The organism is Saliphagus sp. GCM10025317 (assembly GCF_042663665.1).
Classification (GTDB): Archaea; Halobacteriota; Halobacteria; order Halobacteriales; family Natrialbaceae; genus Natronosalvus.
The window spans coordinates 763432-789742 of the sequence record NZ_JBHTAQ010000005.1 but is presented as its reverse complement, the minus strand read 5'-3'; the positions used below and the strand labels follow the sequence as shown (position 1 = coordinate 789742).

General features: G+C 64.0%; 26 protein-coding genes. 15 read left to right on the top strand and 11 right to left on the bottom strand.

Annotated features, from left to right (window positions below; translation table 11 throughout):
• Positions 1-18: 18 nt before the first annotated feature.
• The gene (locus ACFQS4_RS05970; protein WP_497902745.1) at positions 19-672 is read right to left on the bottom strand and encodes a DUF7979 domain-containing protein; all 654 of its coding nucleotides are present in this window, start codon (positions 670-672) and stop codon (positions 19-21) included.
• 206 nt (positions 673-878) lie between these two features.
• On the opposite strand from ACFQS4_RS05970, the gene larE reads away from it, so the two are divergent.
• Together larE and ACFQS4_RS05960 are read left to right on the top strand one after the other, a co-directional pair.
• The gene (gene larE / locus ACFQS4_RS05965; RefSeq protein ID WP_500192477.1) at positions 879-1790 is read left to right on the top strand and encodes an ATP-dependent sacrificial sulfur transferase LarE; all 912 of its coding nucleotides are present in this window, start codon (positions 879-881) and stop codon (positions 1788-1790) included.
• A 150-nt stretch (positions 1791-1940) separates the two neighbouring features.
• Entirely contained in the window at positions 1941-2384 is a 444-nt protein-coding gene (locus tag ACFQS4_RS05960) for a hypothetical protein (protein ID WP_497902743.1), read from the top strand.
• Positions 2385-2455: 71 nt separating this feature from the next.
• On the opposite strand, the gene ACFQS4_RS05955 is transcribed toward ACFQS4_RS05960, so the two are convergent.
• A complete protein-coding gene (locus ACFQS4_RS05955; RefSeq protein WP_497902742.1) occupies positions 2456-2983 on the bottom strand; it encodes a TspO/MBR family protein in 528 nt (175 codons plus the stop codon).
• A gap of 119 nt (positions 2984-3102) precedes the next feature.
• On the opposite strand from ACFQS4_RS05955, the gene ACFQS4_RS05950 reads away from it, so the two are divergent.
• The 4 genes from ACFQS4_RS05950 to map all read left to right on the top strand — a co-directional run bounded on the left by ACFQS4_RS05950 (position 3103) and on the right by map (position 8103).
• Positions 3103-5625 (top strand): DEAD/DEAH box helicase, encoded by a 2523-nt coding sequence (locus ACFQS4_RS05950; protein ID WP_497902741.1) that lies wholly within the window; start codon positions 3103-3105, stop codon positions 5623-5625.
• Between the two features lie 202 nt (positions 5626-5827).
• Positions 5828-6787, top strand: a complete 960-nt coding sequence (locus ACFQS4_RS05945) for a DUF368 domain-containing protein (RefSeq protein WP_497902740.1) — start codon at positions 5828-5830, stop codon at positions 6785-6787.
• Positions 6788-6869: 82 nt separating this feature from the next.
• A complete protein-coding gene (locus ACFQS4_RS05940) occupies positions 6870-7082 on the top strand; it encodes a hypothetical protein (protein WP_497902739.1) in 213 nt (70 codons plus the stop codon).
• A 118-nt stretch (positions 7083-7200) separates the two neighbouring features.
• Positions 7201-8103: a type II methionyl aminopeptidase gene (map, locus tag ACFQS4_RS05935; protein WP_497902738.1), complete on the top strand. Its 903-nt coding sequence runs from the start codon at positions 7201-7203 to the stop codon at positions 8101-8103.
• A gap of 116 nt (positions 8104-8219) precedes the next feature.
• On the opposite strand, the gene ACFQS4_RS05930 is transcribed toward map, so the two are convergent.
• Entirely contained in the window at positions 8220-8420 is a 201-nt protein-coding gene (locus tag ACFQS4_RS05930) for a DUF7835 family putative zinc beta-ribbon protein (protein WP_254159655.1), read from the bottom strand.
• A gap of 314 nt (positions 8421-8734) precedes the next feature.
• Here ACFQS4_RS05930 and ACFQS4_RS05925 point away from each other — a divergent pair, with 314 nt between their 5' ends.
• Complete coding sequence (locus ACFQS4_RS05925; protein ID WP_497902737.1) at positions 8735-9280, top strand: HIT family protein; 546 nt, start codon at positions 8735-8737, stop codon at positions 9278-9280.
• A 28-nt stretch (positions 9281-9308) separates the two neighbouring features.
• Here the strand turns inward: ACFQS4_RS05925 and ACFQS4_RS05920 are convergent, their stop codons facing one another.
• The 3 genes from ACFQS4_RS05920 to ACFQS4_RS05910 form a co-directional block, all read right to left on the bottom strand.
• Positions 9309-10913, bottom strand: coding sequence for an acetolactate synthase large subunit (locus ACFQS4_RS05920; RefSeq protein ID WP_497902736.1), 1605 nt, complete (start codon positions 10911-10913; stop codon positions 9309-9311).
• A gap of 6 nt (positions 10914-10919) precedes the next feature.
• Entirely contained in the window at positions 10920-12317 is a 1398-nt protein-coding gene (locus tag ACFQS4_RS05915) for an NAD-dependent succinate-semialdehyde dehydrogenase (protein ID WP_497902735.1), read from the bottom strand.
• Positions 12318-12414: 97 nt separating this feature from the next.
• On the bottom strand, positions 12415-13386 hold the full coding sequence (locus tag ACFQS4_RS05910) for a DUF7351 domain-containing protein (RefSeq protein ID WP_497902734.1): 972 nt from the start codon (positions 13384-13386) through the stop codon (positions 12415-12417).
• A 233-nt stretch (positions 13387-13619) separates the two neighbouring features.
• On the opposite strand from ACFQS4_RS05910, the gene ACFQS4_RS05905 reads away from it, so the two are divergent.
• Positions 13620-13793, top strand: coding sequence for a DUF1059 domain-containing protein (locus ACFQS4_RS05905; RefSeq protein ID WP_497902733.1), 174 nt, complete (start codon positions 13620-13622; stop codon positions 13791-13793).
• A gap of 16 nt (positions 13794-13809) precedes the next feature.
• The gene (locus ACFQS4_RS05900; protein WP_497902732.1) at positions 13810-14892 is read left to right on the top strand and encodes a class I SAM-dependent methyltransferase; all 1083 of its coding nucleotides are present in this window, start codon (positions 13810-13812) and stop codon (positions 14890-14892) included.
• 38 nt (positions 14893-14930) lie between these two features.
• Here the strand turns inward: ACFQS4_RS05900 and ACFQS4_RS05895 are convergent, their stop codons facing one another.
• Positions 14931-16178 (bottom strand): tRNA (N(6)-L-threonylcarbamoyladenosine(37)-C(2))-methylthiotransferase, encoded by a 1248-nt coding sequence (locus tag ACFQS4_RS05895; RefSeq protein ID WP_497902731.1) that lies wholly within the window; start codon positions 16176-16178, stop codon positions 14931-14933.
• 139 nt (positions 16179-16317) lie between these two features.
• On the opposite strand from ACFQS4_RS05895, the gene ACFQS4_RS05890 reads away from it, so the two are divergent.
• On the top strand, positions 16318-18255 hold the full coding sequence (locus ACFQS4_RS05890) for a hypothetical protein (protein ID WP_497902730.1): 1938 nt from the start codon (positions 16318-16320) through the stop codon (positions 18253-18255).
• Between the two features lie 296 nt (positions 18256-18551).
• Here ACFQS4_RS05890 and ACFQS4_RS05885 read toward each other — a convergent pair whose 3' ends face one another.
• Together ACFQS4_RS05885 and ACFQS4_RS05880 are read right to left on the bottom strand one after the other, a co-directional pair.
• A complete protein-coding gene (locus tag ACFQS4_RS05885) occupies positions 18552-19163 on the bottom strand; it encodes a translation initiation factor IF-2 subunit beta (protein WP_254159643.1) in 612 nt (203 codons plus the stop codon).
• 46 nt (positions 19164-19209) lie between these two features.
• Positions 19210-19956 (bottom strand): hypothetical protein, encoded by a 747-nt coding sequence (locus ACFQS4_RS05880; protein ID WP_497902729.1) that lies wholly within the window; start codon positions 19954-19956, stop codon positions 19210-19212.
• A gap of 297 nt (positions 19957-20253) precedes the next feature.
• Between ACFQS4_RS05880 and tnpA the strand changes: the two genes are divergently transcribed.
• The 3 genes from tnpA to ACFQS4_RS05865 all read left to right on the top strand — a co-directional run bounded on the left by tnpA (position 20254) and on the right by ACFQS4_RS05865 (position 23267).
• Entirely contained in the window at positions 20254-20649 is a 396-nt protein-coding gene (gene tnpA / locus ACFQS4_RS05875) for an IS200/IS605 family transposase (RefSeq protein ID WP_254159641.1), read from the top strand.
• Positions 20646-21935 (top strand): RNA-guided endonuclease InsQ/TnpB family protein, encoded by a 1290-nt coding sequence (locus ACFQS4_RS05870; RefSeq protein ID WP_497902728.1) that lies wholly within the window; start codon positions 20646-20648, stop codon positions 21933-21935. Before tnpA ends, ACFQS4_RS05870 begins: the two co-directional genes overlap by 4 nt.
• A gap of 87 nt (positions 21936-22022) precedes the next feature.
• A complete protein-coding gene (locus ACFQS4_RS05865) occupies positions 22023-23267 on the top strand; it encodes an ornithine cyclodeaminase, nickel-pincer nucleotide-dependent (protein ID WP_497902727.1) in 1245 nt (414 codons plus the stop codon).
• A gap of 54 nt (positions 23268-23321) precedes the next feature.
• Here the strand turns inward: ACFQS4_RS05865 and ACFQS4_RS05860 are convergent, their stop codons facing one another.
• The gene (locus ACFQS4_RS05860; protein ID WP_497902726.1) at positions 23322-24317 is read right to left on the bottom strand and encodes a hypothetical protein; all 996 of its coding nucleotides are present in this window, start codon (positions 24315-24317) and stop codon (positions 23322-23324) included.
• 136 nt (positions 24318-24453) lie between these two features.
• Here ACFQS4_RS05860 and ACFQS4_RS05855 point away from each other — a divergent pair, with 136 nt between their 5' ends.
• A complete protein-coding gene (locus ACFQS4_RS05855) occupies positions 24454-25413 on the top strand; it encodes a phytoene/squalene synthase family protein (protein ID WP_497902725.1) in 960 nt (319 codons plus the stop codon).
• 18 nt (positions 25414-25431) lie between these two features.
• Here ACFQS4_RS05855 and ACFQS4_RS05850 read toward each other — a convergent pair whose 3' ends face one another.
• Positions 25432-25689 carry a hypothetical protein gene (locus tag ACFQS4_RS05850; protein WP_497902724.1) on the bottom strand — a complete coding sequence of 86 codons (258 nt, stop codon included), beginning with the start codon at positions 25687-25689 and terminating at the stop codon, positions 25432-25434.
• Positions 25690-26014: 325 nt separating this feature from the next.
• Between ACFQS4_RS05850 and ACFQS4_RS05845 the strand changes: the two genes are divergently transcribed.
• Positions 26015-26308 (top strand): acylphosphatase, encoded by a 294-nt coding sequence (locus ACFQS4_RS05845; protein ID WP_497902723.1) that lies wholly within the window; start codon positions 26015-26017, stop codon positions 26306-26308.
• Positions 26309-26311: the final 3 nt, after the last annotated feature.

The following is a 26311-nucleotide window of genomic DNA, read 5'->3' as shown; positions in this document are numbered from 1 at the left end:
CCGTGGCCGCTCACGACGCTACCTGGATCGGTGTTTCCATACGAATCGTCCCCGAATAACGACGTACGTGCCGATCATCAGCAACACGCTGCTCCCGAGGTCGCCACGAGACAATCCGGCTGGAAGCGTTCCGGCAGAGGGCTCGAACAGGGCAGATCGGACGACGAGGTAGCCGAGGCCGACGAGTATTGCCGTCGGGAAGATGGGACGAGACATTCCCGCTCCAACTGCGCCGAGTGAGATGAATATCGTACTGGTCAGGAGAACGAACGGAATGGCGAAGACGAGGCCGTATCCACCGGTGTCAGTACTCTGTACGCCCAAATTGTAATAGGTGTCGTCGTATCGAATGCGATGATCGCCGGAGTGCGTGTCCTGTGGCGGGTGAAAATCCGGCGCAAACTCCCCCCGACCGCCGGTTTCAACGTACGTGCCGTCGTCCGAGTCGAGCGTCTTTCGGAACGTCTCTTTCCCCTCCGATGAGAGTTCGGAATAGTTGTAAGTCGGGGTCATGCTGTCCGTATCTGGCCCGTAGTTGGTAACGGAGCCAACTTCCTCGATAGAGTACGTCCGTTCCGCCGATGGCTCCGAAAGGACGGCGTACCCCAAACCGACCAGCAATCCGACCCCGATCACCAGAAGAACGATAGCGGGGATATGGTATCGATTCATTTGAATTAAATCAGTAGTCCAAGTGGTCAGTCCGCGTATAAGTGTTTTCTCCACGCAGGTTACGACGCGAACCCTCAAAGACGCCATCCGGTTTCGAGACCCTACTCGACGGTCGGCCCAGCACGGTAGACCGATTCGAACGGCGACTCGAGCCGAGTCCACACCGGTGACAACGCGTTTTTGCCCCTCGAGGTCAAACGATGGCTATGACCCTCGACCTCGAGGCAAAACGCGCGGCCGCCGTCGACGACCTCCGCACCCACGACGGCGTCCTGGTCGCCTTCTCCGGCGGCGTCGACTCGAGTACGGTCGCGGCCCTCGCCCACGAAGCCCTCGGTGAGGACGCGGTCGCCTGTACGGCAAAGAGCGAGACCCTCCCTGAATCGGAACTCGAGGACGCGAAACGCGTCGCCGAGGAGATCGGCATCCGCCACGAGGTCGTCGAGTTCTCCGAACTCGACAGCGACGCCTTCGTCGCGAACGACGAGGAGCGGTGTTACCACTGTCGAACGATGCGCCTGGGGAAGATGCTCGAGAAGGCCCGCGAACTCGGCATCGAGACGGTCTGTGACGGGACTAACGCGGACGACCCCGGCGCCGGCCACCGACCCGGTCTGCGCGCCGTCGAGGAACTCGAGGTGCACTCGCCGCTGCTCGCACACGACCTCTCGAAGTCGGCGGTCAGAGAACTGGCCGAGGCGTACGGCCTCTCCGTGGCCGACAAGCCGTCGATGGCCTGTCTCTCCTCGCGAATCCCGACGGGGCTGTCGGTCACCGAGGACCGCCTGTCGCGCATCGAGCGCGCAGAGGCACTGGTCCGCCAGTGGGGGTTCGAGGGCTTTCGCGTACGCGACCACGACGGGCTCGCCCGCATCGAAATCGACCCGGACGAACTCGAGGATGCCCTCGACTCGGCGTTCGTCGAGGCGATCCGCGACCCGCTGCTCGAGCTCGGGTTCGATCACGTCACCCTCGACCTCCACGGCTACCGGACGGGGAGTGTGAGTCCCGGTGCGGACAGCCCGGTGGAACCCGACGCCACGGCGAACACCACCGACGGCGAACCGCTGGTCGAGGACGTGTTCGCGGCGGAGTATCCGCGGGCGAACGACCGATAGTCCGGATCGCCGCGTTATTCTCGGACAGACGCACACAAATCGCCTCGTTTACGCCAGTAGTACCAGACATCCGTCGGATAGGAGGACGCTAGTCCGGAAATATTGCTCGAGTCGATACGAACGTGGCAGTTCCGGTCGTTTCAGTGGACGATGACCGAGGAGGACCTCGAGGACCCGCCAGCCGGCTGGCACGTCGAGACCCACAGACGGTACACGCCGGCGACGAGCGACCGCGAGATGACCTACGTCACGTACCGCCACGAATCGGGAGACCTGCGCGTCCGAGTTGCCCCCGCCTCTATCGACGGCGACGATCAGCCGGGGTACGCGATCACCACGACGACCTATCCCGAACTCGAGTCGTCCGACGGTCCCACCGGTGAGGGCCTCGAGTCCACCTCGCGGACGATTCGTCACGTCTTTCGCTTCCCCAGGTGCGACGAACTCGCCCGCCGGTTCATGTCGCTCTTCGAGACGGCCTACGACGGCCCGGCGACCTTCGAACGCGCGCTCGCGTACGCCACCGATCGAGTGCGGGCGTCCGAGGCCCACGACGCGCCCGTCGACGTGGACGGGAGGGGAACCCAGAACTGACTCGATAGCGAGAAGGTCGGCCAGGTCCGAGGCGACAGACCGTACTCCGATTATCTCGAGTTCCGGCCGACTCAGGCGTTCAACCGCCAGATACCATAGTTCAGGACGGCCGCGAACGTCACCCAGGCGAGGTACGGCAACAGCAGCGCCGCCGCACGCCGGTCGACCCGTCGAAACGCCGCGATGGTCGCGACGAGGAGAACCCAGAGGACGACGATGACGACGAGCGCCACTGCCACCTCCTCGAGCTGGAAGAACACCGGCGTCCAGGCGACGTTGAACGCCATCTGAACGGCGAACAGCCCGAAAGCCAGCCGTCGGCCGTCCCTCGAGGACCGCCACACCAGCCACAGGGCGAGTCCCATCAGGAAAAAGAGGAGCGTCCAGACGACCGGGAACGCGAGTTCGGGCGGGTAGTAGGCGGGTTTCTCGAGGCTCTCGAACCAGGCGCTGTCGGGACCGCCGAGAACCGCGGGGAGCCCGCCGACGACGTTGACGCCGATCACGAACGCCAGGGCCTCGAGGACGTCGCCTCGCGAGAGCGATCGGAGGGAAATTCCGCCGCGACGGGTGCCGTCCACTGTTCTCGTTTCGTCCATAGCTGATCGCACACTCCCCAGATAGTTAGAAGGAGTACGTCGAGAGAGTCAGGAACCGCTTTGTCCACTTTCACCGCGGTACGAGAACCCTTAACCGATCCCGCCTCGAATTCGCGTCAATGGCCGCGACGGACGAGGGAACGCCCTCCATCGACCACCCGCTGCTCGAGTCGGACTTCCTCGAGCGGCGCCTCTACCAGCTAAAACTCGCCGGCACCGCGGCGAACGATCACACGCTCGTCTGTCTCCCGACGGGACTCGGCAAGACGACGGTGAGCCTGCTCGTGACCGCTCGACGCCTCGACGAGGTCGGTGGCAAGTCCCTGATGCTCGCACCGACGAAACCCCTCGTCCAGCAACACGCCGACTTCTATCGCGAGGCCCTTCAGATCCCGGACGAGGAGATCGTCGTCTTCACCGGCGACGTGAGCCCGGACGACCGCGCGGCGCTGTGGGACGAGGCGACCGTGATCATGGCGACGCCGCAGGTGATCGAGAACGACCTCGTGGGCTCTCGCATCTCCCTCGCCGACGTGACGCACTGCACCTTCGACGAGTGTCACCGCGCTACGGGCGACTACGCCTACAACTACATCGCCGAGCGCTACCACGCCGACGCCACGGACCCGCTCGTGACGGGGATGAGCGCCTCCCCCGGTGGCGACGAGGAGGCCATCCTCGAGGTGTGTGCGAACCTCGGGCTCCGGGAGGTCGAGGTGATGACCGAGGACGACGCCGACGTCGCGGAGTTCACCCACGACACCGAGGTCGAGTGGGAACGCATCCAGTTGCCCGACGACGTCATCGAAATCAGGGACGCCCTGAACGACGTGATCACGGAACGTCTCGAGAAGCTCAAAGAACTGGGGGTCGCCAGGTCGACCCAGCCCGACCAGTCCCAGAAGGACCTCAACCGAATGCGCGCGGAGTTACAGAAACTGATCAACAACGACCAGTCGGAGGGGTTCAAGGGCATGTCCGTCCACGCGGAGGTGATGAAACTCCGCCAGGCCGTCACCCTCGTGGAGACCCAGAGCGTCGAGGCGCTGCGGCGGTACTTCGAGCGCCAGCGCAACCAGGCCCGCAGCTCGGGGGCATCGAAAGCGAGCCAGCGGCTGGTGAGCGACCCCCGAGTCCGGGAAGCGATGCGCCGGGCGGAGTCCTTCGACGAACTCCACCCCAAATACCGCAAGACGCGGATGCTCCTGGCCGAAACGCTGGGGCTCGAGGGCGGCGAGCGCGTCATCGTCTTCACCGAATCCAGGGACACGGCCGAGGCGCTGACCGAGTTCCTGAACACGAGCTTCGACGCGAAGCGCTTCGTCGGGCAGGGCGACCGCGAGGGCAGCGACGGGATGACCCAGAAACAACAGCAGGAGGTGCTCGACGACTTCCGGGCCGGCGAGTTCGAGGTGCTCGTCTCGACGTCGGTCGCCGAGGAGGGGCTGGACGTCCCCGAGGTCGACCTCGTGCTCTTTTACGAACCCGTCCCGACGGCCATCCGGTCGATTCAGCGCAAGGGTCGAACCGGCCGCCAGGCGGAGGGGCGCGTCGTCGTTTTGATGGCCGAGGACACCCGCGACGAGGCGTACTTCTGGATCTCGCGGCGTCGCGAGAAGGAGATGGAGAGCGAACTCCGGGAACTCAAGGGGATGGCCAGCGACCTCGAGGCCGAACTCGACGACGCCCAGCAATCCCTCGAGGCGTTCGAGAGCGGGACATCCGCGGCGTCGGGTGGGTCGAAACCCGCATCGGAGAGCGGCATCTCGAGTGAGAGTCAGGAAAGGAGCAGCCAGCCTGGACTGCAGGATTTCGTCGGCGACGCGACGGACTCGAGCGACGGGGTCAACTCGAGCGACGAGGGTGAAACGGACGACGAGGACAGCAACGGCGAACCTGACGGGACCCACGAAGAAGCTGCAGCGGTCGAAACCCACGAACCCAGCGCCGAGGGCGATACGGTCGAAATCGTCGCCGACCAGCGCGAGATGGACGCGAATATCGCCCGTGAACTCTCGAGGCGCGAGGAGATCGAAATCCGTCTGGAAACGCTCGACGTCGGCGACTACGTCTGCTCGGACCGCGTGGTGGTCGAGCGAAAGTCGGCCGCGGACTTCGTCGACTCGCTCGTCGGCGGCGACCGTTCGGTGTTCGAGCAGGTGGGCGCGATGGCCCGGCACTACTCCCGCCCGGTCGTCATCGTCGAGGGCGAGGGCCTGTACGAACAGCGCGACGTCCATCCGAACGCGATCCGCGGGGCGCTCTCGAGCCTGGCGGTCGACTTTGGCGCGAGCATACTCCGGAGCGAGAGCGAGGACGACACGACGGAGTTGCTCGCGACGATCGCCAAGCGCGAACAACAGCTCTCGAACCGCGAGGTGTCCGTCCACGGCGAGAAGGGGGCGAAGACCCTGAGCGAGCAACAGGAGTACGTCGTCTCCTCGATCGCCGACGTTGGCCCGGTGACCGCCCGCTCGCTGCTCGAGACCTTCGGGACTGTCGAGGCGGTGATGATCGCGAGCGAGGACGAGTTACGTGAGGCCGACGGCGTCGGCGAGGTGACCGCCGAACGTTTGCGCGAGGTCATCGGGAGCGAGTACACGGGGACCGGAAGCGGCTCGAGTTCGGGCGCCAACGAGTGACGGCCGGCGACGCTAGAACGGTGGCCGATCGCAGCCCGCAGGAACCGTAGCGAGTAGAATAGTAGCGAGTAGAACCGTGGCGAGTAGAACCGTTTTAGGGGCTCCCCGCGGTACGAACCTGTAATGGACGCCAAACGGCCCCGCGAATCGTCAGCCTCGACGACCGTCCGGCGAGCGCCACGCGCCCTCGAGGTGACGCGGCGTGGGCTATAGCGTCGACGAGCGCCTCGTCGAGCGCCTGTCGATGTTCCGAATCTACGCCTACGGGCTCTGCATGGGAACGGCGGACGCCCTCCCCGGCGTCTCCGGCGGAACGATCGCCCTCCTCCTCGGGTTCTACGGTCGGTTGATCGCGGCGATCACGTCGATCACCCCGACTCGTATCTGGACCGTGCTCAACGGCGTTCGTCCGGAGAACCGCAACTCGGCCAGAGAGGCACTCCTCGAGATGGACGTCGGCTTCTTGTTCCCGCTCGGACTCGGTGCAGTGACCGCCGTCGCGCTCATCGCCAGCGCGGTGTCGTCGCTCGCGGAATCACATCCCGTCGCCCTCTTTGGCTTTTTCACGGGGCTCATCGGGGCATCCGCAATCGTCCTCTACCGCGAGCTCCGGGTTCGGACGCGGACGGACGTACTCGTGGCCATCGCGGGCGTGTCGCTCGCATTGCTCATCGCGGCGAACGTCCTCGAGTTGCCGGGAAGCGGCGCGATCACCATCGTCTTCGCCGGCGCCCTCGCGATCAGCGCGATGATCCTGCCGGGCGTCTCCGGATCGCTCATCCTGATCCTGCTCGGCCAGTACGTCTTCCTCTCGGGCGAACTGAGCGCGTTTCTCTCGGGAATCGCCGGTCTCGCCGGCGGCGGGTCGCTCGAGGCCGTCCTCGCTCCCGGGACCACAGTGGTTCTGTTCATCGCTGGCGGGCTGGTCGGCCTGCTGAGCGTCGCGCGCATCGTCCGGGCAGCGCTCGATCGGCACCGAAACACGACGCTGATCTTTCTGGTGAGTCTCATCGCCGGCTCGACGCCCGCCCCGCTGCACAACATCGGCGAGACACACACCTGGACGACCGATACAGTCGTCCTGGCTGCCGTCTGGACCGTCGTCGGGGCGATTGCGCTCTTCGCGCTCGATCGACTCGTGGGCGGGTTCGACCCGGAGTGACCGCCCAGCCGACGGCTTGCGACTTGCGACGACTTGCGTATACTGGCACGCGAGGTAACCACCCTCGAGGGGTAGACCGGCTATGGTACTCAAACGGTTGGTGGGCTCGAAAGCGGCTCGATCGCTGACGGTCCTCTCGGTCGCCGCGGAGGCGAAACGGGCGTTCAAGAACGGACACCGGATCAGGGCAGCAGGACTGCTCGTCCTCGCGGCGCTCGCCTGGAAGTGGACGATGCTCGGGTTAATCGCCCAGGGCGTGCTCAAACTGGTCCGGGGCGGGCGAACGCCGGCCTAGAGCGTCGTCGATCCGGACGGAGACCGGCGCACGCCGAGAGTGGATCGGGCCCAACGGTGGCGGAATCGCGTCGAACTGTGACGCAATCTCTTTTTATCGACCCGCACAAGCACACGGCATGAGCGACAGCGCGGTCGACCTCGAGGCCGAACAGTACGAGAAGCATCGCGAAGCCGGGGCGATCCTCGCCCAGGTCCGCCAGGAAGCCGCCGACCGCGTTGAGGTCGGTGTGAGCCACCTCGAGGTCGCCGAGTACGCCGAAGACCGCATCAGGGAACTCGGGGGCCAGCCAGCGTTCCCCGTCAACATCTCTATCGACGAGGAGGCGGCCCACCGCACGCCGACCATCGACGACGAGTCCACCTTCGGCGAGGAGATGATCAACCTCGACATCGGCGTCCACGTCGACGGCTGGCTCGCCGACACCGCCATCACGGTCGACCTCTCTGGAAATCCCGAACTCGCGGAGGCCTCGAAGCAGGCTCTCGAGGCCGCCCTCGATCTCGTCGAACCTGGCGTAAACACCGGCGACATCGGCGCCGAAATCGAGGAGGTCATCGACGGCTACGGCTACAACCCCGTGGTCAACCTCACCGGCCACGGCCTGGGCCACTGGGAACAACACACCAGCCCGAACATCCCCAACCGGGCCGTCTCCCAGGGGACGACGCTCGAGGTGGGCGACGTCGTCGCCATCGAACCGTTCGCGACCGACGGCGGCGGGAAGGTGACCGAGGGCTCGAGCGAGGAGATTTACTCACTCGAGCGGGAGGCGTCGGTTCGCAACCGGCAGGCGCGAGACGCGCTCGCACAGATCACCGAGGAGTTCCGCACCCTGCCGTTTGCGACCCGCTGGCTCGAGACCGACCGCCCCGAGATGGCGCTTCGGCGGCTCAAGCGCCGGAACGTCGTCCACGGCTACCCCGTGCTCAAGGAGGACGAGGGCTGTCTGGTCAGTCAGAAAGAACACACCATTATCGTCACCGAAGACGGGTGTGAAGTCACGACGGCCGATCAGTGAACCGCCTCGGGGTCGAGCCTCGAACCGCCTGTTGACCGACCGGTAAGCGGATCGTCCGCAGAACACAACGTGAGGAAAAAAGGAAATGGGGACCGGGGGTCACTAGACGCTAGTGATCAGGCGTTGTTCATCCGCTGGCTCGAACGCGTTCCGCAGCGCTGGCACTCGGTGACGCGGTAGGGTTCGCGGGAAAACTGCGCGTTCTCTTTCTTCAGGCTCTCGGTGCGGATCTGCACGTTCACTTCGTGTAGCGTGTCCAGGTCGCACTCCTTGCAGTATTCGGTCAATCCGTTAAATGAGCTGTCAGTCGTTGCCATTGAGAGATTCTTCCGTTAGAGTAGTATTAAAACCCAGTTTCATTTCGGATCCTGAGTCGAGAAAACCGCAAGCAGGGGATTATACAGACCATAAGCAGGCCCGAGACGGTTTTAGACAGTTCAAACTCATTGCTCAGCGATTATTTCACGATTTCTTGAAAGTCGTGACAAAAATGTTAGTTTGGATTATCGACAAGGGCCGTGAGAACGGCCAACACGCCACAATAGCGGAATCGAGCCCGTCTGTCCTCGCGCTGCTCATCGTTCGCACCACCTCTCGACACCTCTTTCAGTTCGTCTCGAGTGGAACCCGTATGGACCGGATCTTTGCGCCGTGGCGAATCGAGTGGATCAGGCGCGAGGAGCAAAATCCGAACGTCGAGGAGTGCGTCTTCTGTGAACTTCCCGAGTGGGAAGACGAACGGGAGAACCGTCTCGTCGCCCGGAGTGACCACGCCTTCGTGTTGCTGAACAACGCCCCGTATAACCCCGGACACGTCATGGTGATCCCCCACCACCACACTGGCGACTACACCGAACTCACGGACGAGGAACTGCTCGACCACGCCCGCCTCAAACGACGGACCTTCGAGGCCCTCGAGACTGCCCTCGAACCGGACGGATTCAACGCCGGGCTGAACCTGGGAGAGGGCGCAGGTGGCTCGATCGGCGACCACCTGCACACTCACGTTGTCCCGCGGTGGCAGGGCGACACGAACTTCATGCCCGTCCTGAGCGACACTACCGTCATCGTCGAGGCACTCGAGGAGACGTACGCCCTCGTTCACGAGGCCTTCGCCGCCCAGGAGGGCGCGCAGGTCCCGGACGACTCGAGCGGGGTTCGGTTTGCGTTCGAGTAACCGCCTCGAGCGAGTTCGCAGGCGACGATCACCCGTTCGAGTCCGGACGTAACGCGTCCAGACGCACCTCGATCAGGGTTAGGTCGTCAGAGGGGACCGCTTGCGCGAACGCCAGTTCGATTTCGTCCCACGTCTCGGGGCGACGGGCGTCGATTCCGAAGCTCTCGGCGAAGGCGACGAAATCCGGGTTGGAGAGCGTCGTTCCGGTCGACTCCCCCCGATGGTCGACCTGTTGTGCAGAGATGAGTCCGTAATCGTCGTCGGTGAACACGACGATGGTGAACTCACAGCCGAGGCGCGTCGCGGTCTCGATCTCTGCCGCGTTCATCAGGAAGCCGCCGTCGCCAGTCGCGGCGACCACGTTCGCGTCCACGGCGAGGTCGGCCGCGAGCGCGCCCGGTACGGCGATACCCATGCTCGCCAGGCCGTTGGAGATGACGCAGGTATTGGGCTCGTAGGTCGGGTAATTCTGTGCAATCGCGAGTTTGTGGTTCCCCACGTCCGAGACGAGGACGTCTTCGTCGGCCATCGCCTCGCGAAGCAGGGGGAGTGCACTCCTGACGGTAACGGGATCGTCCACCTCCGGCGGCGCGGAAACGTGTTCGAGGATCCGGTCGTGTCGGTCGGCACACCACAGCGAGCAGGCGCCCGCAGAAAGGTGCTCGCCGATCGCCTCGAGGGACGCGCCGACGTCGGCGACGATCTCCACCTCGGGATTGTAGTGACGGTACACCTCCGCAGGTTCGTGATCGACGTGGACGACCGCCGTCTCGAGGTCGGGGTTCCAAGCCGCCGGGTCGTGCTCGGCGATGTCGTACCCGACGGCGACGACGCAGTCTGCCAGTTCGATGGCACGGGCGGCCTCCTCGTCCGGGCCGGAGTCGAGCGTCAGAAGCGACGCTGGTTCGCGGTCGGATATCGCTCCCTTCCCCATGTACGTCGCGACGACTGGAATGTCGAGGCGATCGACGAACGCGCGCAGTCGATCGGAGGCACGGGTCCGCACCGCACCATTTCCGGCGAGGAGGATCGGCCGTTCGGCCGCCTCGATCGTCCGGGCCGCTCGTGCCGCCGATTCGGTATCCGGGTCGGGTCGACGCACCTGATCGTGCTGGGGGATCGGACTGGCGTCGATGGATTCGCCGGCGACGTCCTCGGGGAACTCGAGGTGGGTCGCCCCCGGCTTCTCGTACTCGGCGAGTTTGAACGCCTTGCGGATAGATTCGGGGACGATCTCCGGGGCAGTCAGCTGAGCGTTCCACTTGACGATCGGCTCGAAGATGTCGACCACCTCGAGCGCCTGATGGCTCTCCTTGTGGAGCCGTTCCAGGCCGCCCTGGCCAGTGATCGCGACGACCGGGCTCTTGTCGAGGTGAGCGTCCGCGACCCCGGTGACGAGGTTGGTCGCACCGGGGCCGAGCGTCGACAGGCAGACGCCCGCCTTGCCGGTCAATCGACCGTGTACGTCGGCCATGAACGCCGCGCCCTGTTCGTGGCGGGTCGGGACGAACGTGATCGACGACTCCCGGAGCGAGAACAGGAGGTCCTCGATTTCTTCACCGGGAAGGCCGAAGACGTGCTCGACACCCTCTTCCTCGAGGCAGGCGACGAGCAGGTTGGATGCAGTGGACACGGGGACTCACTCCGTGGGAACCACATCGTCTTCGTCACCAGGCGACTGGACCCACACGGTCTTTCGATTGACGAACTCGTGGATTCCTTCCTTCCCGAGTTCCCGGCCGTATCCCGACGCCTTCACGCCGCCGAAGGGCACCCGCGGATCGGATTTGACGAGTTCGTTGACGAACACGCAGCCGGCGTCGATCTCGCGGGCGAGTCCCTCGCCGTGCTCGAGATCGGCCGTCCAAATCGAGGCGCCGAGTCCGTAGTGGATGTCGTTGGCCATCTCGATCGCGTCGGCCTCGTCCTCGGCGCGGAAGACCGCCGCGACCGGGCCGAACACCTCTTCGGTCGCCGCGGGACTGTCCGCGGGCGGTTCCGCGAGCACCGTCGGCGGGTAGTACCAGCCCTCGCGGTCCATCGGATCGCCGCCACACGCGAGGTCGGCGCCGGCGTCGACGCTCGCTTCGACCTGTTCGTGGAGGTCCTCCACGAGGTCCTCGCGGGCCTGCGGACCGATCTGGGTATCCGAGTCCGTCGGGTCACCCACCTCGAGGGCCTCCATCTCCTGGACGAACCGATCGAGGAAGTCCTCGAAGACGGTGTCGACGACGATGAATCGCTTGGCGGCGATACAGGACTGGCCGGAGTTGATCGTCCGCGCCGCGACGCCGGTCTCGGCCGCTGCGTCGAGGTCGGCGTCTTCGCACACGACGAACGGGTCGCTCCCGCCGAGTTCGAGGACGTGCTTCTTCAACTCGTTCCCGGCCTGCTCGGCGACGGTCCGTCCCGCGCCCTCGCTCCCCGTGAGCGTCACCGCGTCGAGGCGGTCGTCCCGGATCACGTCCTCCATCTTCTCGGAGTCGACCAGCAGCGTCGAGAAGACGCCCTCCGGGTAGCCCGCCTCCCGGAAGACGTCCTCGATCGCCAGCGCGCAGCCCGGTACGTTCGAGGCGTGTTTCAGCAGGCCGACGTTGCCCGCCGTGAGGTGGGGCGCGGCGAACCGGAACACCTGCCAGAACGGGAAGTTCCAGGGCATCACCGCGAGCACCGCGCCGAGCGGTTCGTAGGAGACGAACGTCCGCGCGTGGGGTTCGCTCCCGATAACCCGATCCGCGAGGAACTCGCCTGCGCGTTCGGCGTAGTACTCACAGACCCAGGCGCACTTCTCGACTTCCGCCCGGGATTCGGAGATCGGTTTCCCCATCTCGCGGGTGATCAACTCGGCGTACTCGTCCTCGCGCTCGCGCAGGATCTCGGCCGCGCGCTCGAGTAATTGCTGTCGATCAGTGATGCTCGTTGCCGCCCAATCGTTCGTAACCGCCGCCGATTCGTCGAGGATGGAATCGACGTCGTCCGCAGTGTGATCGTCGTACGTTTCAATCACCTCGCCCGTCGCCGGATTGATGCTGTCCATTGTCGTGACCCTCCTGCTGCACGGTCAGGCGTTCTAACAGCGCAGGTACCATAGAGCCCCACCCAGCGAATGTACCGTCGAGTAGGCAACCGTTGAGTCAGTGTTTTCGCTCCCGCCGATTTACATCCACCACCTCCATCCGTTCATCGTACGTCACCTGCAGCGCTTCGTCCTCCAACGGAATCGAGATGCCGATACGAAGCGGATCCTCCGAGAGGAGTTCCTCCTCGAAGTCGAGGAGGAGTGCGCGCTGTTCGTACGTGGCTAGGTCGAACTCGATGCCGTGCTCGTAATAGAACGCGGTCACTGCCGGCTGTCTCGACGGGTAGAACAACGTCGGCATCCGCCACCGAAATTTACACCCCTCGCAGACGTGCGAGACGAGCATCCAGAAGAGCGACCCACAGCCCTCACAGAACTGGTACTCGTTCCAATCGGGGTGATGGTCGTCGCAGATATCGACCGCGGTAACGGGCATATCGCTCGCACACTCCGGACAGACGCCGTCTATTACGGATGCTCGTCGATGCGTGCCCCAGATCCGATCGGCTTCGTTGATTTCGTTCGGCGTGCGATTCCGTAACCCCGACGGTGGGAACTCGTTTTTGCTGATGACGCCGGGCGGGAAGGTATCGACGCACCGGGCGTCGCAGTCGGTACATTCCAGGTATCGCCACCCATCCCGGTAGCTCCACTTAGGTTTCCCTCCGCAGTACCAACACGAGATATCCACCGCCACTGGTTCGATCTCCGGATCGTCGATCGCGGTGCCGGAAAGGAGCATTCTGACGATCCGCTTTCCCGAATCTCTGAGTTCGTATCCATCTTCGGTCCGCCGGACGAAGTAACCCGTGAGCTTGTTCAAGTGGTAGTTGAGACGGCCGGGATCCTCGACGCCGATGCGTTGGCGAAGTTCGGCGAACCGCAATGGCGTCTCGTCTGTAGGATCATGTGCGTCCCAGAGGACCTGTAATACTGCCAGTCTGGTCTCGTCCGAGAGGAGCTGGAACGCCTCGTCTCCGGTGGATTGAGCTGACCCCGCTGTTTCGCTCGGAATTGAGGAGTCCATACAGAAACCACGCGAACGACGATAAAGACGTTTCCTCACGTTAGCATACAGCATAGTATCGGGCCGCGAAGGGCCTCGAGAGTCGTCGAGGGGATCGCACCCATACTGCATCGGGTTCGGGACAAGACATCATATTAGTTATAGAACCATAGTTCGATCAGCAATCCAATAGAAATATCGTTCTAATTATATTTATTCTGGTCGTGGTCGATGGTGTATCCGGGGGTACAGAAATGGCACAGGCCCACAGGCTGGATTGCGAATCGGCAACTGGCGATTGCCGGTTCATTATTCAGTCGGAAAACGAGGAAGAAACGATCGAATTAGCGAAATCGCACCTGCGTGACGTCCACAGGAAGGACTACGCAGTCGAGGAACTCCGGAGTGAACACCTCAAAATCGTGTAGCGACGGAAATGAGACAATGACAACAGAAACCCGAACAGAAGCGGATCCGATCGACGAACAGCAACTGAACGAACTCGTGGAGACGTCGCTCGTCGATCTCGGCGCGACGGTCCACGCCGCGCTCGCCGTCATCGGCGACGAACTCGATCTCTATACGACACTGGACGACGCCGGGCCGCTCACGTCCACCGAGGTAGCAGAAAAAACGGATACCGCGGAGCGCTACGTCCGCGAATGGCTGCGTTCGCAGGCCGCCGGCGGATACGTGACCTACGACCCCGAGACCGACCGCTACGGTCTCTCTCCCGAGCAGGCGTACGTGTTAGCCAACAGGGAGAGTCCGGTGTTCATGCCGGGCGCCTTTCAGCTCGTCACGTCGGTAGCCAAGATCGAACCCGACCTTACCGAGGCGTTTCGAACGGGCGAGGGCATCGGCTGGCACGAACACGACGAGGACGTGTTTCACGGCACCGAACGCTTCTTCGGCCCGTCCTACGGGGCCTTCCTGCTCGACTGGATCGAGGCGCTCGACGGGGTAGATGCAGCGTTGAAAGCGGGTGGACGGATCGCTGACATTGGCTGTGGACACGGCGCACCGACGATCCGCATGGCCGAAGCGTACCCCGACTCGAGGGTCGTCGGTATCGACTACCACGAAGCCTCGATAGCGGTAGCGCGCGAGCGGGCGGAAGCGGCGAATGTTGCCGATCGCGTCGATTTCGGGGTGGCGACCGCACGGGAGTACAACGGAACGGACTACGACCTGGTAACGATGTTCAACTGTTTCCACGACATGGGCGATCCCGTCGGCGTGGCGGCCCACGTCCGAGAGACGCTCACCGACGACGGTGCGTGGATGATCGTCGAACCCTACGCCGAGGACGACGTCGAAGATAACCTCACGCCGTTTGGCCGTCTCGCGTACGCGATCTCGACGGTGGCCTGTACGCCGAATTCGCTCAGTCAGGACGTCGGCTACGGGCTCGGCGCCCAGGCGGGTGAAGAGCAGACTCGCGACGTCGTCACCGAGGGCGGGTTTACGCGCTTTCGCCGCGCGGCGGAGACGCCGACCAGTCTGGTCTTCGAAGCGAAGCCCTAGAATTACCGAAAAGTGAGCCTGCGCGTACGGACACAGACTCAGATCGGTTCGGCGAACGCGTACACCGTGTTCGCGCTCGTCACCTCGAGGTCGACGAACTGCCCGGGCTCGAGGCCGTACTCGCTGGCGTTGCGGACGATGAGCTGTCGGTACGCCGAATCGCGACACTTCACCGAGTCGCCCGTCCCCTCCTCGACGACCAGGGCGTTCTCCCGGGTCTCGCCGACCATCTCCTCGTAGGCGGCGCCGACGATCTCGAGTTTGAGTTCGGACATCGCCTTCGAGCGCTCCTTCTTGATCGTGCCGCCGAGGCCCTTCATCTCGGCGGCGTCGGTGCCGGGTCGCTTCGAGAACCGGGTGACGTTGATCTTCTCGGGCCGGGTCTCTCGCAGGAGGGCCATCGACTGCTCGTGATCGTGGTCGGTCTCGGTCGGGAAGCCGACGATGAAGTCCGTCGAGAGCGTCCAGTAGCCGAGCGCCTCGTCGAAGGTTTCGACGACCTCGAGGTACTCGCTGACCTGGTGCTGGCGACGCATGTCGCCGAGGACGTCGTCGCTACCCGACTGCACGGGCGCGTGCAGGAAGTCGTAGAGTTCGTCGTTCGCCGCGAAGACGTCGGCGAGTTCCTCGCGGATGCCGTGGACGCCCTTCGGGTTGGCCATCCCGACGCGCACGCGAAAGTCTCCATCGATGGCGCAGATACGCTCGAGGAGTTCGTGGAGTTTGCGTTCACCGGTGTCCCAGCCGTAGACGCCGGTGTCCTGGCCGGTAATTCGGAGTTCTTTCGCCCCCGCGTGGACGAGCGCGCGCGCCTTCTCGACGTTCTCCTCGATCGGCGGCGACTCGATCTTACCCGTTGCCTGCTTCGTGATGCAGTACGAGCAGTCGGACATACAGCCGCGCGCGATGGGGAGGATGCCGATAACGCCGTCGAGGATCGGCTCGGCGTCGGGGGTCGTCGTCGGACACTCGCCGTTGGTGACCGCAGTCGGAACCTCGTCCCAGTGGAGGACCTGTGCGTCGAGGCCGGCGAACTCCTCGCCCTGGGCGAGCGCCATACAGCCGGTGACGAACAGGTCGGCCGTCTCCTCGCTCAGTTCCGTGGCTCGCTCGAGCATGTTTCGCTCGGTCTTCTCGACGACGGTACAGGTGTTGAGGATGGCGACGTCGGCCGTTTCCGGGCCGTCGACGCGATAGTGGCCCGCGTCACGGAGACGCCGCTCGATCTCGCGGCTCTCGCCGCGATTCGACGTGCAGCCGTAGGTCTCGATGTGATAGCGGGCCACGGGTGTTACTCGCGAATGGGGCGTCAGCGGCCAAAAGCCCGACGGATCGTCATCGGTCTTCGCTGGCAAATATTGTTATCTGCTAACAAGCGGACACAGAAACTATTATGCGTATGAAGTGTCCACCTTACCAGTAGGTATGATGCGCAAGAAACAAATTGGTGCACTGGTGCTGTCGCTCTTTCTCGTCGCGAGTCTGGGAGCGACGGCGATCGCGGCGACGCAGTCTACGGGCGCGTCGACGCAGGAAGAATTCGACGCGGACCCCGACGAAGCGGACGAAGTCTACGTCTCCGAGAACGGCGACGCCGTCCTCGTCTACGAGGATACCTCGGACGATTCCGACGCAGAGGCCGTCTCCGGTACGTTCGGTATCGAGACCCAGACGGGACTCATGCACGCCCTCTACGGCGCCGACTTCACCGAGATGGACGAGAACGCTAGCGAGGAACTCGGCATGGTCGGGGACGCCTCGTTCCGGATGTCCCCCGAGTCGGTCACGAGTGCGGCCGACCTCACGTTCCGAGACGTCGACGCCTACGAGGAGTTCAGTGCCGACGTCAACCTCGAGCAGTCTCGAACGACCTACTCGGCGAACGCCAACCTCGCGATGGTGATCAACGAGAGTAACTACGTCGAAACGGAGGAATCGGTCGACATCTCCGCACAGACCAGAACCACCGCGACGACGTTCGAATCCTCGGGGACGATGACCGTCGACAGTGGGACCCCCGCTGGAGAGGGTGACTCCACTATCGACATGACGCTTACCCAGAGCGACGACCAGTACGACCTCTCGGTGAGCGAAACGCGAGCGCTCAGCGACTACGAGCAGGACAACTGGGCCACCGAGGAGGACGCACGCGCTGCCCTCGACCGCCAGTTCCAGTCCGTCGCGATGAACTTCGGCGGGGACTACGACCTCACGCTCGAGTCATACAGCTACGACGACAGCGGCGAGTCGGCGACGGTCGACCTCGAGTATTCGGTTACCTTCACCGGCATTAGCGACCAGGTTGCCGACATGATCGCGATGGAACTCCAGAACGATCCCGAACTCGACCTCGACGAAACTGAGGCGCGAGCGATCGCCGACCGCCTCGCCGAGTTGCACATCGAAGAAATCCAGTTCTCCGCCGAGCAGGACGGCTCGACGGTCGTCATCGACTGGAACACCGAGATCCACAACTACGACCAGGTCGTCCTGGGCGTCATCGAGATCGCCGAATCACTCGACGACGTCGACGACGAGCTCGCCGACCAGTTCGACGAGGCCCGGCAGATGATCGAGGCTCAGAAGGAAGCGGACCTCGTCCAGACGACCGAATACGACCTCTCGATGACCCAGGCGCCGAACGAGACGAGTCTGGAGTTCAGTTCCTCGGCCGACGCCGAGAACTGGGGAGACTACGTCGACGGACTCGAGGAGCGCGACGTCGAGCAGTTCCTCGCGGAGACGACGCTCTCCTTCGAGGCCGAGACGGTCGACGGCGACGTCAACATCGTCTACGACTACGCCGCCAAGGACGACGAGTTGCTCGAGCGCATCCTCGACGAGTACGAGCAAATGGCAGAACAGGATCCGATGATCGGCGAGGAAGTCACCGCTGCCATCGAGAACTTCCGCGCTGCCGAGTTCGAGACGACGAAGGCGACGATGTCGATCACCGAGGAGGAAGCCGAGTTCGAGACGGCCGCGGCGTTCGGCAACATGACCGAACTCGAGGGCGTCCCCTTCGAGACCGAGAACGGCCTCACGATCACGGCGGTCCACGGCGAGACCGAGAACGCGACGACGACGATGTACGTCACTGTCGAAGGATTCGTCGGCGAGGACGCCGACGAGGCCGAGGTTCGCGAGCAGCGCCAGGTCGGGGAAGACACGACCGTCAACCTGCCCGGCGAGTGGGACCGCGAGTTCCCCTCGATCAACGAAGACGAGGTCCGCTCGTTCCTCGAGGAGGGTGAGGACGACGACTCGCTGCTCCCGATTTCGACGACCGCTGCCGCCGCAGCAGGCGTCGCCGGTATTGCCGTCATCGGTGGTCTGTTCGTGGCCTACCGGCGGTTCTACTGAACAGGGAGTCGATTTTCGTTTTTGCTGGTGGTTCAACGTTCACGTCCGCCTCGCGCCTCTCGAACAGGAGCGAGCGGTACCGACTAGACGTAGCAGGAACGAGTCTCCGTCTTCGACGATGACGACGTTTCCGAGTGAACCGTGCCTTGGTTGTGCAGTTCTTGCGTCAAATAGGCCGGTTCGCCACGTCTCACATCGATAGCCGACTGACAAGTTCTCCTACCAAATACTGTCGGCTCAAGGCTCGTGTCCAATTACAAAGAGTAGCATCTGACCGAACCGAGCGAACTCGAGGGTCAGTCGATTCGAGCGAATGCCAGGTTGCCCGAGATGTTCTTGATGTAGATGTCGACGACGTCGCCCTCGCTCGCACCGGGGACGAAGATTGTGTACTCGCCCTTCTCAGCGACTCCGTCGCCCTTGCGACCCGTACCCGTAATCTCGACGGTGTAGGTCTGGCCTTCCTCGACGGCCTCGCGCTGGGTCTGTTGCTGGGCGCTCGAAGAGCGCTTCGTCACCGGGCGGAACGCCCCGCAGGCGTCACACCGGAGCATCGGGGTGCGGTCCTCGCGGACGAGTCGCGTGTCGGGCAGGCCACACTCCGAACAGCGGACGTACTCCTCGACGTAGGCGTCGATCGCGGCGTCGAAGTCCTGGCCGGAGAACGAACCGTTGTACCGGCCGCGGCCGTCGGCCAGTTTTCCGTTCGTCCCGAGTTCGCGCTGGACGAACCGGTGGAGGTGGTCGGTCTCTCGCGAGAGGACGTCCGCGATCTCGCCGAGGTTGGTAAACCGGGTGAAGGCACCGTCCTTCTGGGGCTGGGCGTCGGGAATCTGCAGTCGGTCGTCGTCCCCGCCGATGTCGGGGACATTCTCCATCGCGCGCTCGAGGCTCGCTTCGTAATCCATACTCGAGCCAAGTGGCCCGCGACGTAAATCCGTTCTGCTCTCGCGTTCAGGGCGCTAGCGCCGGGTTTTCGTCCTCGGGGTCGGCGCTCACGGCCTCGAGTTCGAGTGTGCCGGTCGTCGTCTCGCCGTCGAGTCGCGCCCTGGGGATGGCGACGAGTTCGATTTCCTCGCCGATTGAGAAGGCGTCGACGAGGTCGTGTTCGAGTTCGACGGCGAGCGTCCGGTCGTCGTCGCTGATGGCGATGGTCTGGGCGTCGACGCAGGTCGCTCGATCCGGCTCGAGCGTGAATGGCCCGTTCGCGTTACAGTGACGACAGCGCCCCGGTCGACGCAGGAATCGTCCCGGCTGGCGGACCGAGACGAGTTCCTCGCAGTGGTCACAGCGGAAACCAGCGACGGCGACCCGCGGGCCGGGCGCGTCCACGTCGGCGACGGTCCCCTCGACGGTCACGAGCCGGTTGAGGTGGTCCGTCCCGAGGTCCGACAGCGAGTGGCGGACGCTCGTCGGGGCCCCGGTCACCCGCAGGTAGACCCGGTCGTCCGGGTGAATCCGCCCCTCCCGCGCCCCGAGTTCCTCGGCGAACTCGCCGAGGGCCGCCCGCCCGGCCTCGAGGGTCCGGTCGGGTTGTTCGAGCAGCGGCGCCGAAAAACGGTAGTCGGTCCCGCAGCGGTCGAACGGGACGGTGAGCGACCGGCGGTCGGGGAATCGCTCGAGGAGCGCCCTGACCTCGTCTGCTGCGGGTCGAAACACGTGCGTTCGCCACTTGTCGACCAGTTCGCGGTCCGAGACCATGGGCGACCTTCGCTCTCGCGGGACTTTGGTAGTCGTCGGCTAACAGCCTTCAGCACGGCGGGAAGCGGTCGCTCGAGTCGGTGGGGAGGAGGGTAAAGCCGAATCCGGGTCAGCGTGGACGGCGAGTGAATCATCCGGGTTAGCATGCACAGCAAGTGAATGACATGGCTTTCGAGTGCAAGCCTTGCCCTTCTGGGTGGGATCAGCCGGACACTCCGGCCACACAGTCCACCAACGATGGCAGGGCTGGGGTTCGACCGAAGCACTTACCGCCCATGCTAACTATGGTATACATGCATAGTGAAGAGCACCCGTCACGCTGTCTATGACCTCTACTACCACGTAGTATTCATCCCGAAGTACCGGGAGCAGCGTCTCACGGGTGCCGCCGCCGACCGGCTTCACTCCATCTTCGAAGAAATCTGCGACGACAAAGACCTCGAACTGGTCGAAGCCGAAATCATGCCTGACCACGTCCACCTCTTCATCGGCAGTCCGCCGAAGAACGCCCCGTCACTCATCGTCAACTGGGTGAAGGGAATTTCCGCCCGGTGGTACAATGAGCGGTCCAACGACCGTATCAAGTGGACGCGCTCGTACTATGTCGGGACTGCCGGCAGCGTCTCGAAAGACGCCGTCAAGCAGTACATCCGCGAGCAGAAGGACAAGCAAGACGGGAGGTGGACTGCATGAGGCGCGTTAACTCCTTTACCGTCGTCCCGCGCTCCGACGCCGACGAAGAACTGCTTCACAGGCTGTTGGACGCCTCTGCCTCGCTGTGGAACCAAATCACCTACCAGCGCCGGCAGAACTTCACCGACCCCGACATCGACAAGTCGGTGTGGGATACCGAGGACTACCGCAAACAGTACGTCGGTGTCCTCGGAAGTGCCACCGCCCAACAGGTGATTCGCAAGAACACCGAAGCGTGGCGGTCGTTCTTTGCCCTGAAAGAGAAGGGGGAAGCCAACGGCCTGCCGGGGTACTGGGGCAACGAGGAAGAAGGGCGGGAGTTGCGGACGTATATTCGCAACGACCAGTACACGCTCCGGTGGGGCGACCGCTCGACCATCGAAATCACGGTCGGCAGCGACCTCAAGGATGAGTACGACATGGGCTACCGCGAACGCCTCACACTCGGCGTTCGTGGGAAGCCGAAGTGGTCGGACGACCAAGGCCGGCTGGAACTGTACTACGACGAGTTGAGCGGCCAATTCAGGGCCATTCAACCTGTCACCACGAATGTTTCTCGACAGGACTCACCATTAGCCGACGAGACGGCTGCTCTGGATATTGGCGCAAACAACATCGTCGCCTGTACAACCACGACCGGCCAGCAGTATCTTTACAAGGGGCGCAACCTGTTCGAGCGGTTCCGCGAGACGACCCGCCGAATCGCGGACCACCAATCGAAGGTGAAGCGCGAAGAGGGCCGGTACACGTCGAAGCGGATTCGACGGCTGTACCGCCGACGGACGCGACGACGCGACCACGCCATGGACGCACTTGCCCGCGACCTCTTCGATCGGTTGTACGGGGAAGGTGTTTCCACCGTGTACGTCGGCGACCTCACCGACGTATTGGAAACGCACTGGTCGGTGCGGGCGAACCAGAAGACGCACAACTTCTGGGCATTCCGCGCGTTTATCGACCGGCTGGCGTGTACCGCCGAGGAGTACGGCATCGTCGTCGAAGTCCGCCCCGAAGCGTGGACCTCGCAGACGTGTCCCCAGTGCGGCTCAACGGAGGACACGACTCGACACAAAGACACGCTCACCTGTCCGTGTGGCTTCGAGGGCCACGCGGACCTCACGGCGTCGGAGACGTTCCTCCGACGGCACGAAGGAAACGTACCACGGCCGATGGCACGGCCCGTATGCCTCAAGTGGGACGACCACCGATGGTCGGCGTCACCACGCGCTCACCGTCCCAACGAGGAGCATACACACCCGCAAGTTACCGCCGGGGAATCGGCGTAGCCGAACCCCCACGGTGGAATTCTTGCGCTTTAGCGCGGGGAGGATGTCAAACACAGATTCACGGTCCCCCGGAACCAAGACCGACCAATGACCGTCAGTCGTACCGTCGAACTCGAGGGGCACATCATCGACTCCGGGACGATGGCCCGATGTTTCGGGGCCGTGATGGACCTCGGTGGCGAGTTCGACGTCGAGGCGTTCGAAGTGGGTCGACACAAACACGCGGAGTCCTACTGCCGGATGGCCGTCAGCGCCGAAAGCGAGGCCGACCTCCGGGCGATCCTCCACGAACTCAACCAGAACGGCGCGACCGTCGCCGATCCGCGCGACGCGACGCTCGAACCGGCGCCCGCCGACCAGGTGGTGCCGATCGACTTCTACTCGACGACGAACCACCCGACCGAGGTCCGCGTCGACGGCGAGTGGATTCCCGTCGAGAACGTCGAGATGGACTGTGCGCTGGTCGTCACCCGCGCCGAGGACGAGGCCGACGAGGTGCGCGTGCGGACGCGCGTCCTCAACGCCATCGAGGAGAGCGACCTCGTCGTTACGGGGGAAACCGGCATTCGCGTCGACCCCCCGGAACGCCCACGCGGGAAAGGCAGCGCCTTCGGGTTCATGCAGGGCGGCGTCTCGAGCGAGCGTCCCTCGAAGTCCCTGATCGAGGAGATTGCCGACGAGATGCGCGACGTGGCCGAGAGCGATGGCAACGTGCTCGTCGTCTGTGGCCCCGCTATCGTCCACGCCGGGGGGCGGGAGGCCCTCGCTGACCTAGTCCGCGAGGGATACGTCAACGCGCTGAGTGCGGGCAACGGGTTCGCGGTCCACGATCTCGAGCGCGACCTCTACGGGACCTCCCTCGGCGTCGACACGGAGACGCTCGAGCACCCGCGGAAGGGGCACAAGCACCACATCTACACGATCAGCGAGATCGGCCGCTCCGGAGGGATCGAGGCGGCCGTCGACGCGGGCATCGTCGACAGCGGCGTCATGTACGAGTGCGTGGCCAACGATGTCCCCTACGTGCTCGCGGGGTCGATCCGGGACGACGGCCCGCTCCCGGACACGATCACGGATTCGATCGAGGCCCAGGACGCGATCCGCGAGCAGGCCCAGCGCGCGGACCTCGTATTGATGCTCTCGACGCTGCTCCACTCCGTGGCCGTCGGCAACTGCCTGCCGTCGACGACGAAGACTGTCTGCGTCGACATCAACCCGGCCACCGTCACCCAGTTGCTCGATCGCGGGAGCGCCCAGGCGATCGGCATGGTCACCGACATCGGGACGTTCCTGCCGATGCTGGCCGAGGAGTTGCTTGAGGACGAAGTGTAGACGCGCTGGGCGAGCGTCAGTCGTCAGTGCTGTTCGGTCGGTACTCTGCTCGAGTTAGTCGCCAGTCCTATTCTCAGGAGCGTCGTCGCCGTCTCGTTCTACTGATTCGCCTTCGGCGTCGCCAGGTTCGAGCCTGTCTTCCCGGTCAGGAGCCTCCTCCCGCGCCGTCTCGACCCAGTCAGGTTCCTCGAGGTCCGTCTCGTTGATGTCCGTCGTGGTGGCGATTTCCTGAACGGTGATCGTCCGACCCTCGCGTTCTTCCTCGTCGGACCGCTGTCCGATCGGCGAGTCCTCGAGGCGCATCGTTCCCTCGATGGCGGCGTAGACGATGACGCCCTCGCTGTCCACGTAGGCCTCGAATTCGAAGGGTTCGTCCTCGAGGTAGTTGTCGTATCGGGGCGTCTCAGAGGAGAGCCGATAGTAGCGGTCACCGTCATCCTCGAGTCGCTCCACGGAGACGTTCTCGGCGAGGCGAATCATGGATTGTTGCGTCCTGTAGTAGCCGACGAACCCGGATCGAATGCGCTCGTATCGCGTCGATCCGTTCGCGTACTCGAGCGTCCCGACCTGTTCGAACTCCGGAGACCGGGTGACCCACTGTTCTGCCGCTGTCAGCCCGTCGAGGGGGAAACCGAAACGCGATGGTGGGTGCTGTGTCGGAAATCGGCCTGCGAAGCGTTCCGTGGCGTGGAAGGTGCCCGCTGCAGGGTCGGCCGCCAGCGAAGCGTGATTGTCGATCAGCGTCGTCCCGTTCTCGAGGGTAATGACGCTCCGGATGTGCTGACGATAGGTCGTTCCTTGGGTTGCGTCGGCGTGAGTCCTACTCAGTCGATCGACGTCAACCGATCCGGACTCGTTGTTCGGAATACCAGGCGGGGTCGCGTTCTCGTCGAACTCGGTCTCGATCTCCTCGGGGTCTAGCGGCTCCTCGACACCGTAGGTCTCGCGATTGGGACTCGAGTCCTCGAACGGGCTCGCAGCGAAGCCGTTACACCCTGCGAGGGCGATCAGGGCGACCACGACGATAACCTGGAGGGCGAATCGCGTCACAGTGTCGTCGTTACTGGCCAGCCCCCAAATACTTTCTCGAGCGAAACTTAACCTAGTGAGGGATTCCCTTTTTGTACGCTTCTGCCGGACAGTATAGTATCGGATCGGTGTCGAATCGGTCGACGAGGGGATTCATATGGATCAAGAACACGTACACGCCGGCAAGGAAATCCAGCGACGAACCGGGAAGACGTTCTATCTCGCGACGCGCTTCCTGCCGCGACGCGTCCGGGAGTCGACGCACGTGCTCTACGGCTTCTTCCGAATCGCCGACGAGGTCGTCGACGACGCCTCGGGCGTTCCGTCCGAGACGCAGGCCGCCCGCCTCGAGACCCTTCGCGCGCAGGCGCTGGGCGAACAGCTCACCGACGATCCGGTCCTCATTGCCTTCAACGGCCTCCGGGAGCGATACGGGATCAGCGACGCCGAGGTCGACGCGTTCGTCGACGCGATGAAATCCGACATCCACACCAGTCGGTACGACACCTACGCCGACCTCGAGGCGTACATGCGCGGGTCGGCGGCCGCCGTCGGCGTGATGATGACGGCGATCATGGACCCTGAGGATCCGGAGGCGGCCCTCCCCCACGCGATCAAACTCGGCGAAGCGTTCCAGATGACGAACTTCCTGCGGGACGTTCGTGAGGACGTCCTCGAGCGTGACCGCATCTACCTGCCCCTCGAGACGCTCGCGGCCCACGGGGTCACCGAAGAGCAGGTCGAGCGCCTCGAGATGACCGACGCGTTCGCGACGGCGATGGCCCAGGAGCTTCGTCGGACGGAGTCGCTGTACCGGGAGGGCGTCGCGGGCATCCAGTATCTCCCCGAGGACTGTCAGCTTCCGGTCTTGCTCGCGGCCGTGCTGTACGCCGAACATCACGTGCTCATCCGCGCTCGAGGGTACGACGTGTTGAACGCCGAGCCGTCACTGTCGACGGCACGAAAACTGTGGTGTGTCCTGAAGACGCGCTGGCACTGGCAGTGGAACCGCGACCCGGAAGCCGTCTTCCGGCGGGTGTCGGCCGTCCCCGGACGCGAGACGGGGACGGCAGGCGAGCCGGACCCGCGTCCCGAAGACGGGGTTCCGACCCGGTGACGTCGCGGGAGACGACGTTCAGCCATCGTCCTCGCGGTAATCCGACCGCCCGGTGAGCCCCCAGTAGGCCTGCGACAGGATCGTGATGGTGAAGAGGACTCCCAGAATCACCGCGACGCCCAGCGCAGCCGCGTCGCCGATGAACGTAGAGACGAACAGCCAGGCGAGTGCGACGAAGACCACCGACCCGACGACGAGTTCGACGATGTCGCGCGCGGTCGCACGGCTGCTCGAGACGTCGAGGTACTCGGTTTCGAACCGGTCGATGATACCCATAGGTCGATTTCGACGGACGAGCGGATATAGGTTGGTCGAACCTGGACGGATCGCTGTGTACGTTGCCGAGGGCGGCGACCGGCCGTTCGGCGGCGAGTCGGAGTCGTCGAACAGCGGCTCTCCGTCCTGTGTTCACATGGGCCAAATAATTTTGGAAGAACCCACATGTAGCTAATCGTCGACCACTGTAGTACGCGGGTCACCCTACCCGGGCGTTGATGTCCGCCCGTCGGGTGGCCCGCGAGTCACCCCTCGCCTCCCCCCTTTCCAACCCCAAGCCCCTTTCGGGAGTGCCTTTTTGCTCGTCGCGAGCCACTGCTCGCGTATGACGAACGAACGCACCGACGACAGTACGCGAGCCCACGTCTTCGTCTCCGGGACGGTGCAGGGCGTCTACTATCGAGCGACGACCAGAGACACGGCTCGAGAGGCGGGCGTCGACGGCTGGGTCAAAAACCTCGACGACGGCCGCGTCGAGGCGGTCTTCGAGGGCCCCGAGGCGGCCGTCGAGTCGATGGTCGAGTGGTGTCACGAGGGCAGCCCAGCGGCCGACGTCAGGGACGTCGACGTCGAGTACGAGGAGCCCCAGGGCGAGAACGGGTTCGAGATTCGGTACTGACGG

Excerpts from the sequence above, each read along its gene's own strand:
- ACFQS4_RS05970 (WP_497902745.1), bottom strand. The coding sequence starts at position 672 with ATGAATCGATACCATATCCCCGCTATCGTTCTTCTGGTGATCGGGGTC.
- larE (WP_500192477.1), top strand. The coding sequence starts at position 879 with ATGACCCTCGACCTCGAGGCAAAACGCGCGGCCGCCGTCGACGACCTC.
- ACFQS4_RS05960 (WP_497902743.1), top strand. The coding sequence starts at position 1,941 with ATGACCGAGGAGGACCTCGAGGACCCGCCAGCCGGCTGGCACGTCGAG.
- ACFQS4_RS05955 (WP_497902742.1), bottom strand. The coding sequence starts at position 2,983 with ATGGACGAAACGAGAACAGTGGACGGCACCCGTCGCGGCGGAATTTCC.
- ACFQS4_RS05950 (WP_497902741.1), top strand. The coding sequence starts at position 3,103 with ATGGCCGCGACGGACGAGGGAACGCCCTCCATCGACCACCCGCTGCTC.
- ACFQS4_RS05940 (WP_497902739.1), top strand. The coding sequence starts at position 6,870 with ATGGTACTCAAACGGTTGGTGGGCTCGAAAGCGGCTCGATCGCTGACG.
- map (WP_497902738.1), top strand. The coding sequence starts at position 7,201 with ATGAGCGACAGCGCGGTCGACCTCGAGGCCGAACAGTACGAGAAGCAT.
- ACFQS4_RS05930 (WP_254159655.1), bottom strand. The coding sequence starts at position 8,420 with ATGGCAACGACTGACAGCTCATTTAACGGATTGACCGAATACTGCAAG.
- ACFQS4_RS05925 (WP_497902737.1), top strand. The coding sequence starts at position 8,735 with ATGGACCGGATCTTTGCGCCGTGGCGAATCGAGTGGATCAGGCGCGAG.
- ACFQS4_RS05915 (WP_497902735.1), bottom strand. The coding sequence starts at position 12,317 with ATGGACAGCATCAATCCGGCGACGGGCGAGGTGATTGAAACGTACGAC.
- ACFQS4_RS05910 (WP_497902734.1), bottom strand. The coding sequence starts at position 13,386 with ATGGACTCCTCAATTCCGAGCGAAACAGCGGGGTCAGCTCAATCCACC.
- ACFQS4_RS05905 (WP_497902733.1), top strand. The coding sequence starts at position 13,620 with ATGGCACAGGCCCACAGGCTGGATTGCGAATCGGCAACTGGCGATTGC.
- ACFQS4_RS05900 (WP_497902732.1), top strand. The coding sequence starts at position 13,810 with ATGACAACAGAAACCCGAACAGAAGCGGATCCGATCGACGAACAGCAA.
- ACFQS4_RS05890 (WP_497902730.1), top strand. The coding sequence starts at position 16,318 with ATGATGCGCAAGAAACAAATTGGTGCACTGGTGCTGTCGCTCTTTCTC.
- ACFQS4_RS05885 (WP_254159643.1), bottom strand. The coding sequence starts at position 19,163 with ATGGATTACGAAGCGAGCCTCGAGCGCGCGATGGAGAATGTCCCCGAC.
- ACFQS4_RS05880 (WP_497902729.1), bottom strand. The coding sequence starts at position 19,956 with ATGGTCTCGGACCGCGAACTGGTCGACAAGTGGCGAACGCACGTGTTT.
- ACFQS4_RS05870 (WP_497902728.1), top strand. The coding sequence starts at position 20,646 with ATGAGGCGCGTTAACTCCTTTACCGTCGTCCCGCGCTCCGACGCCGAC.
- ACFQS4_RS05865 (WP_497902727.1), top strand. The coding sequence starts at position 22,023 with ATGACCGTCAGTCGTACCGTCGAACTCGAGGGGCACATCATCGACTCC.
- ACFQS4_RS05855 (WP_497902725.1), top strand. The coding sequence starts at position 24,454 with ATGGATCAAGAACACGTACACGCCGGCAAGGAAATCCAGCGACGAACC.
- ACFQS4_RS05850 (WP_497902724.1), bottom strand. The coding sequence starts at position 25,689 with ATGGGTATCATCGACCGGTTCGAAACCGAGTACCTCGACGTCTCGAGC.
- ACFQS4_RS05845 (WP_497902723.1), top strand. The coding sequence starts at position 26,015 with ATGACGAACGAACGCACCGACGACAGTACGCGAGCCCACGTCTTCGTC.